Here is a 16,496-nt window from a genome sequence, read left to right on the forward strand (position 1 = left end):
GCGCGGAGCCCCCATCGATGCCGCGGATTGAGGTCGTCATCACCGGGCTCGACCCGGTGATCCCCTTCTTCGAGACAACTTGTTACGAAGAATGATGGATGCCCGGATCAAGTCCGGGCATGACGAACTCTCTTCAGGGAGACAACGCAGTCTCATCTCGATTCAGTTTTCAAACAGCCAGGAGTTCGTCATTGCGAGCGTTAGCGAAGCAAACCAGCTTGCTGCACAAGGAAAGAAGCTGGATTGCTTCGTCGCTGCGTTCCTCGCAATGACGGCGGTATATGTGTGGTGGGTTTCGCCGCAAAAGCGGTTAAGGCAAACCTAGTTCGCCTTCGGCGCTTCGGCCGGTGCGCTGGCGGCGGGCGCCGGCGCAGCCGCTTCCGGCGCCGCGGCCGGCTTCGTGCCGCCGCCGGTGAAGCGCTCCAGCACCGAGCGCACGGCGTCGCGGGTCTTGCGATCCTTGACGGCGTCGAGCAGCGGGGCCGCGCCCGGCGAGCGCCGGATCAGGCTTTCCGGATCCGGAAAGATCAGGGGATCGTCCCATGGCCCCTGCACCACGAACGGCAATTCGAAGCTCGAGGCGGCATTCGGCGCCGAGACCAGACTGGCGATGCCCTTCATGTCGTATTCGCGCGCCGGCACCGAAGCGGTGCCGGTCAGGGTCAGGCGCGCCGCCGGGCCTTCGACGCGGATATCCTCGGCAGTGGCGATCCCGTCGCTGAATTTCACCGCGATGGTCAGCTTGTCGTAGGGCGTCGAGCCGGAGCGGAAATTGCCGGCGCCGGACAGCGGCCGGCGCTCCAGCCGCTTCAACAGTTGCTCGGCATTGAAGCCGGCGATGGCGCCGTCGTGGCCGGTGAGGGTGGCGGTGCCGTCGAGCGATTGGGCGAGGCCGAACGGGCTCGCGCCCGAGGCCACCAGCGAGACGTTGAGGTTGCCGCGGCCGGATAGTTTGGTGACGCCGAACAATTCGGATGCACAGGCCTGCAGATCGACGTCGATGAACTGGAACTGGGCCTTGACGTCGGCGACGGCGTCGGAGCGAGAGATTCCGAACGAGCCCCTGGCGATGCCGCCATACATCTGCGCCTCGCCGACGGAGAGCGCCAGCGCGCCGCTGCGCAGGTTGGCGCCGAACGCTGTACGGCCGAGTTTCGACGACCCGACCGTCACCTTGGCGGCCGACAGGCGCATGTCGAGATCGGTGGTGTTGAGCGCGTTCAGATCGAACAACTGCCGGTTCCAGTCGCGCGCGCCGCTGGCGAGCAGGCGGAAGGTGGAGATGTAGGGGGTGAAGTCGAGGTTGCCCGCGGCCAGCGTCGCCTGCAGCGTCTGACGGCCGGTGTTGGCGTAGGTCATCACGCCCTCGGCGACATTGCCGTCGAGTTCGACATTGACGTTGGTCAGCGCGATCGACGAGCCGACGAGGTTGGCGCGCGCCTTCAGCGCGAAGCGGCCGAACCCGCCGGTGCCCGGCGGCGGCTGGCCCGCCCAGCGCAGCGCGTTGCGCAAGCTGGGGCTGTCGACAGTCATCGTGCCTTCCATCATCATGCTGGTGCGGTTGGCGACGGTGCCGTCGAAGGCGAGTTTCAGCGGCGCGCTGGCAAGCCGCGCCTTCAGCCCGGAGCGGTCGCCCGAGAGTGCGGCGACGAAGTCGCTGATGCTGACCGAGCCGTCGACCCGTTCGCCGCGCCAGTCGAATTGCCCGGTCGCCGCGAACGAACGCGAGATCGACGGCCACGCCAGCGAAAGGTCGATATCCCCGAGCTTCTCCGACACGCGATTGGCGGCGTCCTCATAGGCGAGCACGCCGTCCTGGATCCGGATCTCCGAGAACGACACCTGGTTCTCGGCGCCCGGCTTCATGGTCCGCGCGATGGTGTCGATGAACGGGGTCCAGTTGCTCTCGCCATTGGCGTCGCGGACCACGCTGATGTGGGGACGCAGCATCATGACGTCCGATATCTCGAACCGCCGCAGCAACAGCGGCAGGAGGCGCAGGTTGGCGGTCAGCACATCGACTGATAGCGCGGGGTCGGAGGTCGCCCCGCCCTTCAGCCCGACGTCGTGAAACGAGACATAGCTTCCCGGAAACACCGAAACCTCGATCGGGCCCTTGACGACCAGGTCGAGGCCGGTCACGGCGCGGATTTGCGCCTCGACCGCCTGGCGCAGGGCGTCGCGGTTGAGCAACCAGGACGTCGCGATCAGGCCGATCAGCGCCACGCCGAAAAAGGCCGCAACCGGCATCCCGAGGCGCTTCATTCCTTGGGCCATCGTCAATGACATATCCAGGTCTGGTTAAACCCAAGTCGGTTAAGCTGAAGTCCGGTCAAGCTGAAGTCTGGCTAAGCTGAGGCCGGGTTGATGCGGCCGGGCCGCTGTTGGATGGAGTCGGGCGGCGAGCCAACCCTCACAACTTGATAGGTTTTCTTGACGCTTTCAAGGCCGGCTTCGTTCCCTCTCCCGCTTGCGGGGGAGGGTGCCGAGCATTAGCGAGGCGGGTGGGGGCTCTCTCCGCGAGTCCCATTGCGGAGAGAGCCCCCACCCCGCCCTCCCCCGCAAGCGGGAGAGGGGGCGCACTTCCGATGCCGTTATAGAGCAATCTAATCTCCGGCCCGGCGCAAACGCCCCGTCATTGACGCACTGCGAAGATTTCGCCTAATAATCCCGGCTCATGCGGGCCGCAAGCCTCCCTCCCATCAGGTCGTATTTCATGAACAAGGTCTATCCTGACGCCAAATCGGCACTCGACGGCATCTTAAGGGACGGCATGATGATCATGTCCGGCGGTTTCGGCCTGTGCGGCATCGCCGAGGCCTTGTCGGATGCGATCCGCGACTCCGGCGTCAAGAACCTGACCGTGGTTTCCAACAATGCCGGCGTCGACGGTATCGGGTTGAGCCGGCTGCTCGAGACCCGGCAGATCAAGAAGATGATCTCGTCCTATGTCGGCGAGAACAAGCTGTTCGCCCAGCAGTTCCTCGCCGGCGAACTGGAACTCGAATTCGCGCCGCAGGGCACGCTGGCCGAGCGCATCCGCGCCGGCGGCGCCGGCATTCCGGCCTTCTACACCAAGACCGGTGTCGGCACCCTGATCGCCGAAGGCAAGGAAGTGAAGGAATTCGACGGCGAGAAATACATCATGGAGCGCGGGCTGTTCGGTGACCTCGCCATCGTCCACGCCTGGAAGGGCGATACCGCCGGCAATCTGGTCTACCGCAAGACCGCGCGCAATTTTAATCCGATGATGGCGACCGCCGCGAAAATCACCGTGGCCGAGGTCGAGCACCTGGTGCCCGCCGGCCAGATCGATCCCGATCACATTCATACGCCCGGCATCTTCGTGAAGCGCATCATTGAAGTCGGAAACGGCCTGAAACGCATCGAGCAACGCACCACGCGCAAGCGTGAGGCGGCTGCCGCCGCAACCTGAGAGGAAGTCTGATGGCCTGGACCCGCGAACAAATGGCTGCCCGCGCCGCGAAGGAATTGCGCGACGGCTTTTACGTGAACCTCGGCATCGGCATTCCGACGCTGGTTTCGAACTTCATCCCCGCCGGCGTCGACGTCTGCCTGCAGAGCGAGAACGGCATGCTCGGGATGGGGCCGTTCCCTTTCGAGGGCGAGGAAGACCCCGACCTGATCAATGCCGGCAAGCAGACCGTCACCGAACTGCCGGACACCAGCTATTTCTCGTCGGCCGATTCCTTCGCCATGGTGCGCGGCGGACATATCGACCTGTCGATCCTCGGCGCGATGCAGGTGGCCCAGAACGGCGATCTCGCCAACTGGATGATCCCCGGCAAGATGGTCAAGGGCATGGGCGGCGCGATGGACCTCGTCGCCGGCGTCAAGCGCGTCGTGGTGGTCATGGAGCACTCCGCCAAGGACGGCCCGAAACTGCTGAAGCAGTGCAACCTGCCGCTGACCGGCGAGCGGGTGGTCGACATGGTGGTGACGGATCTCGCGGTCTTCACCATCGACAAGCACGGCAAGGACGGCATGGCGCTGATCGAACTCGCCGACGGCGTCACGCTCGACGAGGTCAAGGCCAAGACCGAAGCCGATTTCCGGGTCGCGCTGAAGAACGCGTGAGGGCCGGCGCATAATTATCGTCGTCCCTGCTTACGCCGGGACCCATACGCCGCGGCGGTTGTCATTCGAAAGGTCTCTAACGCCAACATTCTTGTCGATAGGCCGCGGCGTATGGGTCCCGGATCGGCGCTCGCGGAGCCTGTCATCGGGCCGGCCGAAGGCCGGACCCGTTGGCTCGCTTGTCCGGGACGACGGGTTTCTGTCTTGATCGAAACCTACGCCGGCCCGCTCGGCACGTCCGAAAACCGGGTCAGCCACGCCACCGGGCCGATGCTGGCGGCGACGATCAGCAAGGCCGCGAGCGCGCCGTCTTCAAAGCTGCCGCGGCTGGCGAACTGGTAGATCGAGGTCGCCAGCGTGTCGACGTTGAGCGGCCGCAGCAGCAGCGTCGCCGGCAATTCCTTCAGGCAATCCACGAACACGATGATGACGGCGCCCAGCATCGCCGGCCGCAGCAGCGGCAAATGGATCAGCCGCATGGTGGTCGCCTGGCCGGCGCCGGCGGCGCGCGCACTGTCGTCATAGTCGCGCGGAATCCGTTCGTAGCCGGCCTTGATCAGTCCGGTCGGCACCGCCAGGAACCGGATCACATAGGCGATCACCACGGCGGCACCCGAGCCGACCAGGATCAATCCCGGCAGCGAACGTCCCAGCCATCCGGCAATCGCATTCAGCCCGTTGTCGATGGCCAGCACCGGCGTCAGCAGGCCGAGCGCCAGCACCAGTCCGGGCAGGGCGTAGCCGGTCTGCGAGATGTTCATCGCGACCAGCCGCAGCAAATTCGGCCGCCAGCGCCATGCCAGAATGGTGGCAAATCCGAGCGCGAGCGCCACCAGCGTGGCAAGGGTGGCGAACGCGACCGAATTGAAGGCGTCGCGCCCCAGCGACAGGTCGAAATTCGCCAGTAGCCCGCGCCTGAAACTCTGCTGCAGCAGGAACAGCACCGGCACGACGAACCCGAGCAGCACCGGCAACAGGCAGGCGGCGAAGGCCGACCAGCCCCTGATGCCGACGAGCCGGGTTCGCGGCGTCAGCCGCGGGCTTTCGGCGGAAAATTCCGTCTCGACATTGCGGCGGCCGTAACGCTCGATCGCGATCAGGCCGGCCACGATCGCCAGCATGAAGCAGGAAAGCTGCGCCGCGCCGGCGAGGCTGCCGCGATTGAGCCAGGTCGTGAAGATCGACACCGTGAGCGTGCGGACGCCGAGATATTCGGTGGCGCCGATGTCGTTCAGGGTTTCCAGCGAGACCAGCGCCAGGCCGACCGCCAGCGCCGGCCGCGCCATCGGCAGCGAGACGCGCCAGAACACGTTCCAGCGGCTCGCTCCCAGCGTCCGCGCCGCCTCGCCGAATTCGGCGCTCTGGAACTGGAACATGGTCCGCGCCGACAGATAGACGTAAGGGTAGAGCACGAGGGCGATGACGACGATCGCGCCCGGCATCGAGCGCAGGTTGGGAAGCACCGCCACCACGTCGCGCAGCGGAAACCACACCGCGAGCGTGCGGTGGACCAGGCCGAGCGGCTCGAACAGGTCGGCGTAGACATAAGCGGCCATATAGGTCGGGATCGCCAGCGGCAGCGGCATCAGCCACAATAGCAGCGCGCGGCCGCGAAAATCATGCAGCGAGATCAGCCAGGCGGTGCCGGCGCCGATCGACAGCGCCAGGGCCCCGACGCCGCCGAGCAGCAGCGCGGTATCGATCATGGCCAGCGGCAACACATAGGCGGTGAGCTCCCGCCACACGTCGGGCGCGGGATGCATCGCGAGCGCGAAGATGGAGATGACGGGAGCAGCAACCAGGATCGCGGTCATCACCGCGATAGCTGCTGCGATCCGTCCGGCGTGCGTGGAATGGTTCACGTCAGTCCGCGCCGGCTTGAAGTCAACAATGCGTACGGCTTGCCGTTGCTCCCGCAAGCGGGGTGGAAGGCAGGCAGGACGCTGGGAAGATCAATTATCAAAGCCAACCTTGTCCACCAGCGTCGCTGCCGCTTTGCGGTTGGCGGCGATCTTCGATATCGGCAGCGAATCCGCGTTCAGCTTGCCATAGCCCGCAATCGTCGGATTGATCGCGACGCCGGCGCGGATCGGATATTCGTAGTTGGAGTCGGCGTAGATCTTCTGAGCCTTCTCGCCGATGAGCCATTCGATCAGCTTCACGCCGTTGGCCCGGTTGGGCGCGTGCTTCGCCAGCAGCACGCCGGAAAGATTGACGTGGGTGCCGCCGCCCTGGAAGGTCGGCAGGATCACGCGGGTGGCTTCTGCCCACGGCTTCTTTTCGGGATCGTTGTTCATCATCAGCGCCCAATAATAGGTGTTGCCGATGCCGATGTCACATTTTCCGGCGGCGACGTCGCGCGCGGCCTCGCGGTCGCCGCCCGAGGGCCTTTGCGCGAGATTGGCCTTGAGGCCACGCAGCCATTCCTCCGCCTTGGCCTCGCCGTAGCGCGCGGCATAGGCCGCGAACAGGCCGTTATTGTAGATGTGCTGGCCGGAGCGAATGCAGATCTTGCCCTTCCATTTGGGATCGGCGAGTTCCTCATAGGTGATGGCGTCCTGCTTGACGCGATCCTTCGAGGCATAGATCACGCGGGCGCGCATGGAAATGCCGGCCCAGTGTCCGTCCGGGTCGCGATATTGCGCCGGCACGATCTTGTCGATCGCCTCCGACTTGATCGGCTGCGTCACGCCAGCCGCCACGGCTTCGTCGATGCGGCCGATGTCGACCGTCAGCAGCACGTCGGCCGGGCTGTTGGTGCCCTCGGCCTTGATGCGCTGCTCGAGTCCCGAACTGGCCGAGACGACGTTGACCTTGATGCCAGTATCCGCGGTGAAGGCATTGAACAGCGGCTGGACCAGCTTGGTTTCGCGATAGGTATAGACGTTGACTTCGCCGTTCTCGGCCGATGCCGTCGTGATGGCGGGTGAGGCCAAACCAAGCAAGGCTGCGGTTGCGGCGAAGACGCGAAACTTCATCATGAAAGCTGCTCCGGCAGAGGTGGCGATAATGCGTCTCAGTAGCGCAGCAGGTACCACGAACGCAGTGACGCGATGTCGCGAAAGGCTTCTTTTAGAGAGATTCCATGCTGTGATTTAGAAAGATTCCAGAATGCGAAGCTTGCGATGCGTGACCGGCCGTGCCGGCCGCGATGCTACGACCGCGCGACCGACAGCGCCCTGCCGAGGCCCGATGAAACGCTGCTGATCCAGGACTTGCGCTCGCGCACCAGCCGGAAGCCGAGATTGCTCGGGGGCACGCCGACCGCGCAGCCGCCGGCGCGGGCGTCGCGGATGAAATCCGTGACATAAGTGCGATGCTGGCCTTCGGCGACGCGGACGCCGCAATTCGAATTCTTCGAGGTCGCGCGACCTTCGTCGTCCAGCCTGGTGCGGACGAAGCAGGTGCTGGTCCATTCCCAGACATTGCCTGCGGTGTCGTAGAGGCCGTTCTCATTGGCGCCGAAATGGCCGAACGGCTGCGGCTCGCTGCCGGCGCCATATTCGCGGTTCGACTCGCGTTCGTAACGGGCGATCCAGCGCTTCGAAGGATCGTTGTCGTCAACCGGCAGGCTGTCGTCCTTGTAGCGGCTGCCGGCCGCATAGGCCCATTCCTCATCGGTCGGCAGCCGGTAGTGCTCACCGGTCTTGCGCGACAGCCAGGACGCGTAGGCGTCGGCGTCGTGCCAGCTGATCTGCACGGCCGGCCGGTCGGTGAGCGGTTTGACGCCCGGGCTCAACGGACGGCAACCGGCGTCATCGACACAGCGCTGATAATCGGCGGCGGAAACCTGATGCTTCATGATGGACAGCGGCCGGGTGAAGCGCACCGATGCCAGCGGCGCCTCGATCTGTTTCGATGCGCGGGTAAAATCGCCGGCCACCCGATAGGAAATCGTGCCGGGCTGCAACTCGACGAACGCCGGCGGGTCGCGAGGGGTTGTCTCGGATGAACCGGTCTCGTTGAACAACGGCGCCACCGCCAGCGGACCGGCGAGGCCGGCGGCACAGACCAGGGCCAGCTTGAGTTTGAATGCGATCAGCATGGCCGTCTCGCTTCGGTGGGGAGGGTGCCGGCTTCGAGCCGGCACCGCTGCTTCGTGAGCCTTAGTTGGTCTTCTTAGTTGGTCTGGGGGGCCGGAATTTCCGCCGGCGCCTTGACCTGGGTCATCAGGTCGTCGTTCCATTTGCCTTCGACCTTGAAGTGCGCGGTGGCGCCGAGCTCGACGGCCTCGATCAGGTTATGCGTGACATAGGCGTAGATGCCGGGCTGCAGGAACTTGTACATTGCAGCTCCCGCAGAACCGCCGCGGATGAACCAGGTCTCGAGCCCCGTCTCCGGCGCGTTGGAGAATTTGCCGGTCTCCCAGACATAGTCGCCATGGCCGCCGATCAGATGCGGACGGCTGTCGCGATTGGCCTGCGAGTGCACGATCAGCACGTTCTCGCCGACATTGGCGGTCAGCGCGTTCTTGCCGGTCAGGGCGCCTGCCTTGCCGTTGAACACGACATGGGTCGGCGTCAGCTTGCGCATCACCTCGACGGTGTCGTTGTAGGATTCGCCGGCGGATTCGTAGGACTTGAACTTGCCGTTCTCGTCGCGCGGCACATACATGTCCTGCTCGCCGATGTAATAGACCTTGTCATACTTCAGCGCGCGGCCCTTGCCGTCGGTGAGGCCTTCGCGCGGCAGCACCATCACCGCGCCGTTCATGCCGGAGACGACGTGCCAGGGGATCATCGGGCCGCCCGGCGCGCAGTGATAGACGAAGGTGCCGGTGCGCGTCGCCTTCCAGCGCAGCACCACCTGTTCGCCGGGATTGACCAGCGTCAGCTCGGCGCCGCCGAGCGCGCCGGTCGCGGAATGGAAGTCGACATTGTGCGGCATCTGGTTGGTTTCGGGATTGACCAGCGTGACTTCGACGTAATCGCCCTCATGCACCACCATCAGCGGTCCCGGCATCGAGCCGTTGAAGGTCATGGCCTGGAACGTGGTGCCCTTGTCGTCGATCACCACTTTCTTCTCTTCGATCGTGAGGGTGAACTCCATGATCTTGGGGCCCTGCCTGGTGGCCTGCTCGTGCGCATGCACGAAGGGCGGCGCGACCAGCTCGACCTTCTGCCGCGGCAGTTTGAGTTCGTCGGAAAGCGTTGGCGTCGCCAGCATGAGGACTGCGGCGGCTGCACTGAACATGGCGGCTCTGCGGGTCAACATCGGATCGTTCCTTCATCTGGATGTTTCTTTCTACCGACGCCAATCTAGGCCTTCAGGAACAAGGCTGTTTGCGCTGCAACAACGTTCGATGAATTCGCGGAGACGATACGGAACAGTACGTAGGTCACCGCTCGAGAATCGGCGACGCGACGTTAACCGTGTCGGTCGCGGAGATCGTGATGCCGAGGTCGAGCGACAGCGGCGCGGTCGGCGAAACGATGACGCCGCTCCTGCAAATTCCAAAGCGCTGTCAGCCGGCGGCCACCGAGCGGATGCAGAAGTCGAGCATCGCATTCAGCGAAGCGGGGCTTCTTCGGAGACGGCTTCGCAGGGCCGCGCCTTCCCAGCAGTCGACCAAAAGGTCTGCCATCTGCCGCACGTCACAGCCGGTGGGGATCTCACCTCTTCGCCGTGCCTCGTCAAGGCAGGTCGCCAGCCGCTCGGCGATTGAGGAGAAGCACCATTCGATCTTGCGCCGGAAAACCTCGCTGACGCCAGACAGTTCCTGTCCCAGCCCGCCCATAAGGCAGCCCAGATAGCCATCTTCCTGATACTTCTGCTGTGTCTGCTCGAAAAAGTGCCGTACGCGCGCGAGTGGAGGTCGCTCGGGGTCTCGGAGACAGGCATCGAGAGCTGCGTGGACCTCTGCGATGTACGCATCGATGACCTGTAGAGCGAAATCCTCCTTGTCCTTGAAGTGATGGTAGAAGGAGCCCTTGGGGGTCTCCGTCGCCGTGAGCAGGGCTTGAATGCCGAGACTATTGTAGCCTTGCTCAAGCAGCATGCGGAGACCCGCGTCGATCAGGCGTTGCTTGGTCGAATGAATCACTTCAACATTCTCGACTTGTGCCGTGGAATTCGGACGATCCGCGGCTCAGCCGAGGAAGTCTAGCCCTTCGTCTTTTCAATCATATGATTGATGACGTGGCTATGCTCATGCTGAGGGCTGAACATGACGACCTCCGCATCGGCATCAACCCTCACATTGTGCCCGGGTGGCCAATAGAACAGGTCACCGGTGCGGACTGTCTCTTGCGTGCCGGCCGCATCGCTCGTGGTGATCTGACCAAGAAGCACGAAGCCCCAATGGGGACATTGGCAGAGGTTTCCTTCCAGCCCCTGGAACAGCGGGGTGGTATCCACACCTGCGGATAGGCTGAAGTACTCGCCGCTGATCTTGCCGTATCCGCTTGCATCACCGAAGTCCGTTCGCTGACGGATAACAGCGCCTGGGATCGTCATCTTGACGTCTACCTGGTCCTTCGCAACCCGCATGTGCATTCTCCCTGGCTCTTTTTCTACACTAGACCGATCGGTCTAGTACGATCCTATGCCCTTGACCGGCGCTGTCAAGACAGATCGCTGCCTGATGGCGCGCGCCAAGGCTGCGTGAGGAGGAGTTTTCCGGAAGCGGCGTTCTCGGCGAGCCGCTACAGCAGCTTGATGGCGAGCCAGACGGCCGCCCACACCGCCAGCGACAGAAACGCGACCGTCACGATGACGGCCGCCAGGGCCCGCATCGGTGTAAAGGAACCGGGACCAAAGGAAGATTCTCCCGGAACCGGGCCGAAGTCGCCGTTTTGTGGGATATGGCCGCGTATTCCGAGAACCCAGATCACAGCGTCCAGCACGTACAGGCCCATAGCGTCGGCTCCGATTTGTCATTTGGTGTGTTAGTATGCTCCAAACGGCGCTTCACGCTTTGCGCAGGCTCAAATCAGGGCGGAATCTTCGGATTTGTTCCGGCCGCCCAAATCGGCGCGGGATTTGAGCGAGCGCAACGTCGCTCCCCCTCCGATCGGCTATTGAGGGCGGCCGGGGGCAGCCAAAGCCCCGATCGGCCACGGTTCAAGCCAATGGAAACAGGTACTAAATGAGGCCAGATCTTGCCGCCTGCTACGGCCAGGAGCGATTGCCCCGGTATACCAGCTACCCGACCGCGCCGCATTTCTCGGCCGCCATCGGTCCCGGCAAATACGCCGAATGGCTGAAGGCCATTCCGCAGCACGCCACCGCCTCGCTCTATCTGCACGTGCCGTACTGCCGGTCGATGTGCTGGTATTGCGGCTGCAACACCTCGGTGGTCCGCCGCGACGACCCGATCGCGGTCTATGCCTCCGCCCTCCGCTGCGAAATCGATCTGGTGTCGCGGCAGATCGATCGCCGCATCAAGGTCGACCACATCCACTTCGGCGGCGGCACGCCGACCATCATGGCGCCCGAGACCTTCAACGATCTGATGGGATCAATCCGGCAGGCCTTCTTCGTGCTGCCTTCGGCCGAGATTGCCATCGAGATCGACCCGCGCACGCTTACCGGCGAGATGATCGACGCGCTCGCCTTCGGCGGCGTCAATCGGGCAAGCCTCGGCGTGCAGAGCTTCGATCCCGTGGTCCAGCGCGCCATCAACCGGGTGCAGAGTTTCGAGGAGACTGCGGCTGCGACCGAAGGCCTGCGGCGGGTTGGCGTCACCGGCGTCAACTTCGACCTGATCTACGGACTGCCGCACCAGACGGTCGCGTCGTGCCTCGACACCGTGCGCCGCTGCATCGAGCTTCGGCCCGACCGGTTCTCGGTGTTCGGTTACGCCCATGTCCCGACCTTCAAGACGCATCAGCGCAAGATCGACGATGCGTCTTTGCCCGACAGCCTGGAACGGCACCACCAGTCCGAGGCGATCGCCGCCGCGCTGAAAGCGGCCGGCTATGTGCAGATCGGGCTCGATCATTTCGCGCTCCCGGATGACGAGATGGCGGTGGCGTTTCGCGAAGGCAGGCTGCGCCGGAATTTCCAGGGCTACACCACCGATGACAGCAACATCCTGCTCGGCTTCGGCGCCAGCGCCATCGGGCGGCTGCCGCAAGGCTATGTGCAGAACGAAGTCGGCACCCGCGCCTACGAGAAGGCCATCGCCGACGACCGGCTGGCCACCGTCAAGGGCTATGCCCTGACCGACGATGACCGGCTGCGCGCCGAGATCATCGAGCGCATCATGTGCGACTTCAGCGTCGATCTCGATCCGATCTGCGCGCGGCACGGGTTTCCGGCGGAAGCGATGCTGCAATCGGCGCCGCGTCTGCAGGATCTGATTTCCGACGGGATCGTCGAACTCGACGGTACTTCGCTGGCGGTGACGGACGATTCGCGCTTTTTGGTCCGCAGCGTGGCGGCCGCCTTCGACGCGCACCTCGACGGATCGAAGCAACTCCATAGCCGGGCGGTGTAGACGCGTGCATCGGTTGGGATGAGAGGCCGGGCCGGTGGCCGGAAGCCGGATGTTTATCGCAGTTACTCGCCGGTTTGCCGTTCAGGCATTGAGGATGATCATGCCGTCGTGAGGTTGCCATGCCCGCGTCTTGTCCCGCACGGTCTCTGCCAGCATTTCGTCATAGGAGCGAGGCGCGGCCTTCTTGACTTCCGCTGAACGTGGCGGGGCGCGGGCGATACGCCAGTGAATATCGGTGCGGTTTTGCTGTTCCACGAAATGCACCGCGAACCCGTCGGGCAGATGCCTGACGACGCGTCCGATGCAGGTTCCCACAGCCAGCGGCGTTCCGATCGCCGGCAGCACACCGGCCGAGACGGCGGCGCCGGATACCGACATATCAATGATAATGCAGTTGTGGATGCTGCCATCGACGAAGGTCAGGGCCGAATGCGGCGTCGCCGGGATGATGCGCGCCTGCTTCCTGACGTCGCGGACGCTGGTATCCTTCTGCTTCTTCTCCAACCAGGCGAGCTGGTTCGCCATCCTCTCGCGCATGGTCTTGTCCATCGAGAGTTCGAACAGGAATCCCCCAGCCATGGTGTCGCTGATGTGGCCCTCGAGCCTGCCGAAATCGCCGAAGTAGGCCGAGATTTGATCCCCGATCTTGCCGATGACGGGGACGTCAACCATCATCCGGAACGGCGAAACGCGGCTGGTCCGGCACGCGAAGGTGCGTGGCTTTCCCTGCGAGTCAAACCAGTTCGAAAGCGTGTAGCTTCCGCCCACGGCGATCTTGACGGATCGCTGCTTGAGGAACTTCTTGATAGACACGTGGAATCCCTGTGGTGACGTACGCAGTTTTACCAAAATAATCCTAGGATTGAAGATGTGGCAGGGGGCCTCTGCCTGTTGCGGTTATCCGACGCCTTCGGATTTGCCACGCATTCGAGATAAAATTGCTTCAACCACCATCGAGGTCAGGGCCGGACCGGCGATCCGCCTTCGCCGGGATCTTCCTCGGCCAGCACGAACAGCTTGTGGGGCTCGCGCAGCACGATGCGCTGCCGGCCGCTTTCGATCAGCCCGCGGCTCTCCCAGCCCGAGAGGATGCGGCTGACCGTGTGCAGCGTGGTGCCGGTCATCTGGGCGATGTCCTGGCGGCTGATCGGAAAATCGATCTCGACGCCGTGCTCGAGCTTGCGGCCGGATTGCTTGGCGAGCCGCAGCAGCGCGTGCGCAACACGTTGTTCGACCTGCTGGGTCGACATCTCGACCACGCGGGTATGGGTTTCCTGCAGGCGGTTGCCGATGGTCCGCAAGGTGTTGGTGGCCAGTGCCGGAAACTTCGCCACCAGGCGCGGCCATGTTCCCGACGGCCAGGCCAGCGCCACGCTGTCGTCAACCGCCGTCGCGGTGGCGGGATAGCGCGTAAGGCCGATCGCCATGGCGACGCCGAAGGTCTCGCCGGGCGCGACATAGCGCACCACGACCTGTTCTCCCCCCGGCGTGGTCTTGCTGGCCCGCACATGGCCATGCAACAGCACGAAAAAGGAATGCGCTTCCTCGCCCTCTTCGAAGACGGCATTGCCCTTCGGAAATCGCAGCGAGCGAGCCTCGCGAAGAATTTCGGCGAGGTCTTCCGCGCCGAATCCCGCAAACAGCGGCAGATGGGCGACCAGCGAAGGATCGACTGTGGCCATGGTTCCTCCCGTCGCATCAGCGACTTGGATTGAATCTAGACTGCGATTGCGGCTCCCGATCAAGCCCAAGTTTGCGCTGGCACAACAACGGCGCGCGGTCTTTCCCCCTAAATGATCCCGAAATCGGCTCGGACGGGTGGAGAAGGTCATGCGCAAGGTGGCGGATCGCAGATGGGTGCAGTCATGACGGCGACGGTAGAGTCGCGGCCTCGCGTCTATCAGGGCTGGCCGTTGCTCGCCGGCAGCTTTCGCCCGTTCTTTCTGCTCGGCTCGATCCATGCAGGGCTCGCCATTCTGGTCTGGCTGCCGGCGTTCTATGGCGAGCTGACGCTGACCTCGGCGTTTGCGCCGCGCGACTGGCACGTCCATGAAATGCTTTATGGCTATCTGCCGGCGGTGATCACCGGGTTCCTGTTCACGGCGATACCGAACTGGACCGGACGGCTGCCGATCCAGGGCACGCCGTTGCTGGTGCTGGTGCTGGTCTGGATCGCGGGACGGCTCGGCGTGACGTTTTCCGCCTACACCGGCTGGCTGGCGGCGCTGCTGGTCGATGCGAGTTTTCTGTTGCTGGTTGCGGCCGCCGCGACCCGCGAGATCATGGCCGGCCGCAACTGGAAGAATCTCAACGTCGTGATCCTGGTGGTGCTGCTGCTGGCGGGCAACGTCGCGTTTCACCTCGAGGCGCATTTCCATGGCCTCGCCGAGACCGGCATCCGCATCGGTATCGCGGTGGTGGTGTTGCTGATCTCGCTGATCGGCGGCCGCATCATTCCGAGTTTTACCCGCAACTGGCTGGTGCGCGAACAGCCCGGCCGGCTTCCGGCGCCGTTCGGCCGCTTCGACATGATCGTGGTCGCCATCAGCGCGCTGACGCTCGCAGCCTGGGTCATCGGTGCCACCGGCCATTTCACCGGCGCGGCGCTGGCGTTGGCCGGACTGCTGCATCTGGTGCGGCTGGCCCGCTGGGCGGGGGATCGCACCTTTCGCGAGCGGCTGCTCCTGATCCTGCATGTCGGCTACGCCTTCGTGCCGTTCGGCTTCCTGCTCAACGCCGCCGCCGCGTTCGATCTGGTGCCGCCAAGCGCCGGCATCCATGCCTGGATGGCGGGCGCCGCGGGCACCATGACGCTGGCGGTGATGAGCCGCGCCACGCTCGGCCACACCGGCCGGCAACTCACCGCATCGCGCACGACGCAGGCGATCTATCTTGCGATCATCGTCGCGGCGCTGGCGCGAATTTGCGCGGTGATCCATCCCGCCCAAAGCGAAGCGCTGCTGCATCTGGCCGCTTTTGCCTGGGCTGCCGCCTTCCTCGGCTTTGTGATCGCCTATGGTCCGCTATTGGCCGGCGCCGATCCCAGGCGGAAGGCGGTCGCGTGAACTCCGCCGGTCGATGCCGAGAATTTGAGCAGACGGCATGCATTATCCGTCCAGCGCATCGCCGGCGAAGATCACGAGGTCGAAATTCGGCGCGGCGCTGACCAGCCAGTCGAATTGCGGCAGCGAGTAATGCAGATCGGCCACGACAAGGCAGCGCATTTCGACTTGTTCAAATGCTTAAGGAATAGGTCGTACCGGAGCGACTGTATTCAAACAGCGAAAGACAGAGCAAAAATTATGCCGTTCCGCGTCCGTTGGACGCGGCAGATTCCCGCACCGCGAAGAAATTGTACCGGGCACACCAGCCCTGACTTCTCGCAACGAGCCGATTTCCTCGTCACGTTACGTGAACCACGGACGGACGGATCACGGGGTCGTTAGCCTCGCCAGGCTGTCAATCCGCGCCATTTCGTGCGATTTTGAAACTATGAACTGCCATATCGCCATACGCCGGCTGCTCGCGGTCTTGACGATCGCGGGCCTTGTATTGGCTCCGGTCTCCCGGCCGGTCATGGCGGTTCTGGCTCCCGACGTCTCGATGGAAGCGATGGCGGCCGAGATGTCGCCGCCGGCTATGACCGGCGAGATGGCAAGCGACATGCCGTGCTGCCCGTCGAAGGCGCCGGTAGACTGCAGCAAATGCCTGTTGATGGCCACCTGCATGACGAAATGCTTCACCGGCATGACGGCCACCCTCGTACATCCGTTCCTCGTCGTTTCCGCCAGCATGGCGCTGCAGCGAAACGATTTCCGGCCCGATGGCCTCGGCCACCCGCCTCCCGAACATCCGCCTCGAATTCTGGTCTGAACGGCGTCACGGCGCCGTTTGTTGCCGCGCGGCTTGAACGCCGCGGGATCGACGCATGCCGCCTGGCGGCAGGACCATGATTTCA

16 protein-coding genes and 1 pseudogene are annotated in these 16,496 nt (G+C 64.0%); 6 read left to right on the forward strand and 11 right to left on the reverse strand.

Translation table 11 applies throughout. The features are described 5' to 3' along the window. Window positions 1-94 precede the first annotated feature (94 nt). Window positions 95-325, forward strand: a complete 231-nt coding sequence (locus KMZ29_RS05285) for a hypothetical protein (RefSeq protein WP_215622753.1) — start codon at window positions 95-97, stop codon at window positions 323-325. On the opposite strand, the gene KMZ29_RS05290 is transcribed toward KMZ29_RS05285, so the two are convergent. Beyond that, window positions 322-2,277 carry an AsmA family protein gene (locus KMZ29_RS05290; RefSeq protein ID WP_215624146.1) on the reverse strand — a complete coding sequence of 652 codons (1,956 nt, stop codon included), beginning with the start codon at window positions 2,275-2,277 and terminating at the stop codon, window positions 322-324. The genes KMZ29_RS05285 and KMZ29_RS05290 overlap by 4 nt on opposite strands. A 439-nt stretch (window positions 2,278-2,716) precedes the next feature. Here KMZ29_RS05290 and KMZ29_RS05295 point away from each other — a divergent pair, with 439 nt between their 5' ends. Together KMZ29_RS05295 and KMZ29_RS05300 are read left to right on the forward strand one after the other, a co-directional pair. After that, window positions 2,717-3,436, forward strand: coding sequence for a CoA transferase subunit A (locus KMZ29_RS05295; RefSeq protein ID WP_215622754.1), 720 nt, complete (start codon window positions 2,717-2,719; stop codon window positions 3,434-3,436). An 11-nt stretch (window positions 3,437-3,447) separates the two neighbouring features. After that, complete coding sequence (locus KMZ29_RS05300) at window positions 3,448-4,098, forward strand: 3-oxoacid CoA-transferase subunit B (RefSeq protein ID WP_215622755.1); 651 nt, start codon at window positions 3,448-3,450, stop codon at window positions 4,096-4,098. Between the two features lie 215 nt (window positions 4,099-4,313). Here the strand turns inward: KMZ29_RS05300 and KMZ29_RS05305 are convergent, their stop codons facing one another. The 7 genes from KMZ29_RS05305 to KMZ29_RS05335 all read right to left on the reverse strand — a co-directional run bounded on the left by KMZ29_RS05305 (window position 4,314) and on the right by KMZ29_RS05335 (window position 10,955). Further along, the gene (locus tag KMZ29_RS05305) at window positions 4,314-5,912 is read right to left on the reverse strand and encodes an ABC transporter permease (RefSeq protein WP_215624147.1); all 1,599 of its coding nucleotides are present in this window, start codon (window positions 5,910-5,912) and stop codon (window positions 4,314-4,316) included. 138 nt (window positions 5,913-6,050) lie between these two features. Next, on the reverse strand, window positions 6,051-7,079 hold the full coding sequence (locus tag KMZ29_RS05310; protein ID WP_215622756.1) for a Fe(3+) ABC transporter substrate-binding protein: 1,029 nt from the start codon (window positions 7,077-7,079) through the stop codon (window positions 6,051-6,053). Window positions 7,080-7,252: 173 nt separating this feature from the next. Further along, window positions 7,253-8,143: an SUMF1/EgtB/PvdO family nonheme iron enzyme gene (locus KMZ29_RS05315; RefSeq protein WP_215622757.1), complete on the reverse strand. Its 891-nt coding sequence runs from the start codon at window positions 8,141-8,143 to the stop codon at window positions 7,253-7,255. 74 nt (window positions 8,144-8,217) lie between these two features. Further along, a complete protein-coding gene (gene nirK, locus KMZ29_RS05320; protein WP_215622758.1) occupies window positions 8,218-9,312 on the reverse strand; it encodes a copper-containing nitrite reductase in 1,095 nt (364 codons plus the stop codon). A 250-nt stretch (window positions 9,313-9,562) separates the two neighbouring features. Then, window positions 9,563-10,141 (reverse strand): TetR/AcrR family transcriptional regulator, encoded by a 579-nt coding sequence (locus tag KMZ29_RS05325; protein ID WP_215622759.1) that lies wholly within the window; start codon window positions 10,139-10,141, stop codon window positions 9,563-9,565. A gap of 59 nt (window positions 10,142-10,200) precedes the next feature. Continuing rightward, window positions 10,201-10,587 (reverse strand): cupin domain-containing protein, encoded by a 387-nt coding sequence (locus KMZ29_RS05330; protein ID WP_215605068.1) that lies wholly within the window; start codon window positions 10,585-10,587, stop codon window positions 10,201-10,203. Between the two features lie 155 nt (window positions 10,588-10,742). Continuing rightward, window positions 10,743-10,955: a hypothetical protein gene (locus tag KMZ29_RS05335; RefSeq protein ID WP_215622760.1), complete on the reverse strand. Its 213-nt coding sequence runs from the start codon at window positions 10,953-10,955 to the stop codon at window positions 10,743-10,745. A gap of 230 nt (window positions 10,956-11,185) precedes the next feature. Between KMZ29_RS05335 and hemN the strand changes: the two genes are divergently transcribed. Continuing rightward, entirely contained in the window at window positions 11,186-12,538 is a 1,353-nt protein-coding gene (gene hemN / locus KMZ29_RS05340) for an oxygen-independent coproporphyrinogen III oxidase (protein WP_215622761.1), read from the forward strand. Window positions 12,539-12,619: 81 nt separating this feature from the next. Here hemN and KMZ29_RS05345 read toward each other — a convergent pair whose 3' ends face one another. Further along, complete coding sequence (locus KMZ29_RS05345) at window positions 12,620-13,351, reverse strand: PilZ domain-containing protein (RefSeq protein ID WP_215622762.1); 732 nt, start codon at window positions 13,349-13,351, stop codon at window positions 12,620-12,622. A gap of 146 nt (window positions 13,352-13,497) precedes the next feature. Continuing rightward, window positions 13,498-14,220 carry a Crp/Fnr family transcriptional regulator gene (locus KMZ29_RS05350; protein ID WP_215622763.1) on the reverse strand — a complete coding sequence of 241 codons (723 nt, stop codon included), beginning with the start codon at window positions 14,218-14,220 and terminating at the stop codon, window positions 13,498-13,500. 183 nt (window positions 14,221-14,403) lie between these two features. Between KMZ29_RS05350 and KMZ29_RS05355 the strand changes: the two genes are divergently transcribed. After that, the gene (locus KMZ29_RS05355; protein ID WP_215622764.1) at window positions 14,404-15,603 is read left to right on the forward strand and encodes an NnrS family protein; all 1,200 of its coding nucleotides are present in this window, start codon (window positions 14,404-14,406) and stop codon (window positions 15,601-15,603) included. Between the two features lie 48 nt (window positions 15,604-15,651). Here the strand turns inward: KMZ29_RS05355 and KMZ29_RS05360 are convergent. Then, window positions 15,652-15,762: pseudogene (locus KMZ29_RS05360) on the reverse strand (metallophosphoesterase family protein); the annotation flags it as partial. A gap of 268 nt (window positions 15,763-16,030) precedes the next feature. Between KMZ29_RS05360 and KMZ29_RS05365 the strand changes: the two are divergent. Further along, window positions 16,031-16,411 carry a hypothetical protein gene (locus tag KMZ29_RS05365; protein WP_215622765.1) on the forward strand — a complete coding sequence of 127 codons (381 nt, stop codon included), beginning with the start codon at window positions 16,031-16,033 and terminating at the stop codon, window positions 16,409-16,411. Window positions 16,412-16,496 lie beyond the last annotated feature (85 nt).

It is taken from the genome of Bradyrhizobium sediminis (genome assembly GCF_018736085.1).
In the GTDB taxonomy this organism is placed as follows: domain Bacteria; phylum Pseudomonadota; class Alphaproteobacteria; order Rhizobiales; family Xanthobacteraceae; genus Bradyrhizobium; species Bradyrhizobium sediminis.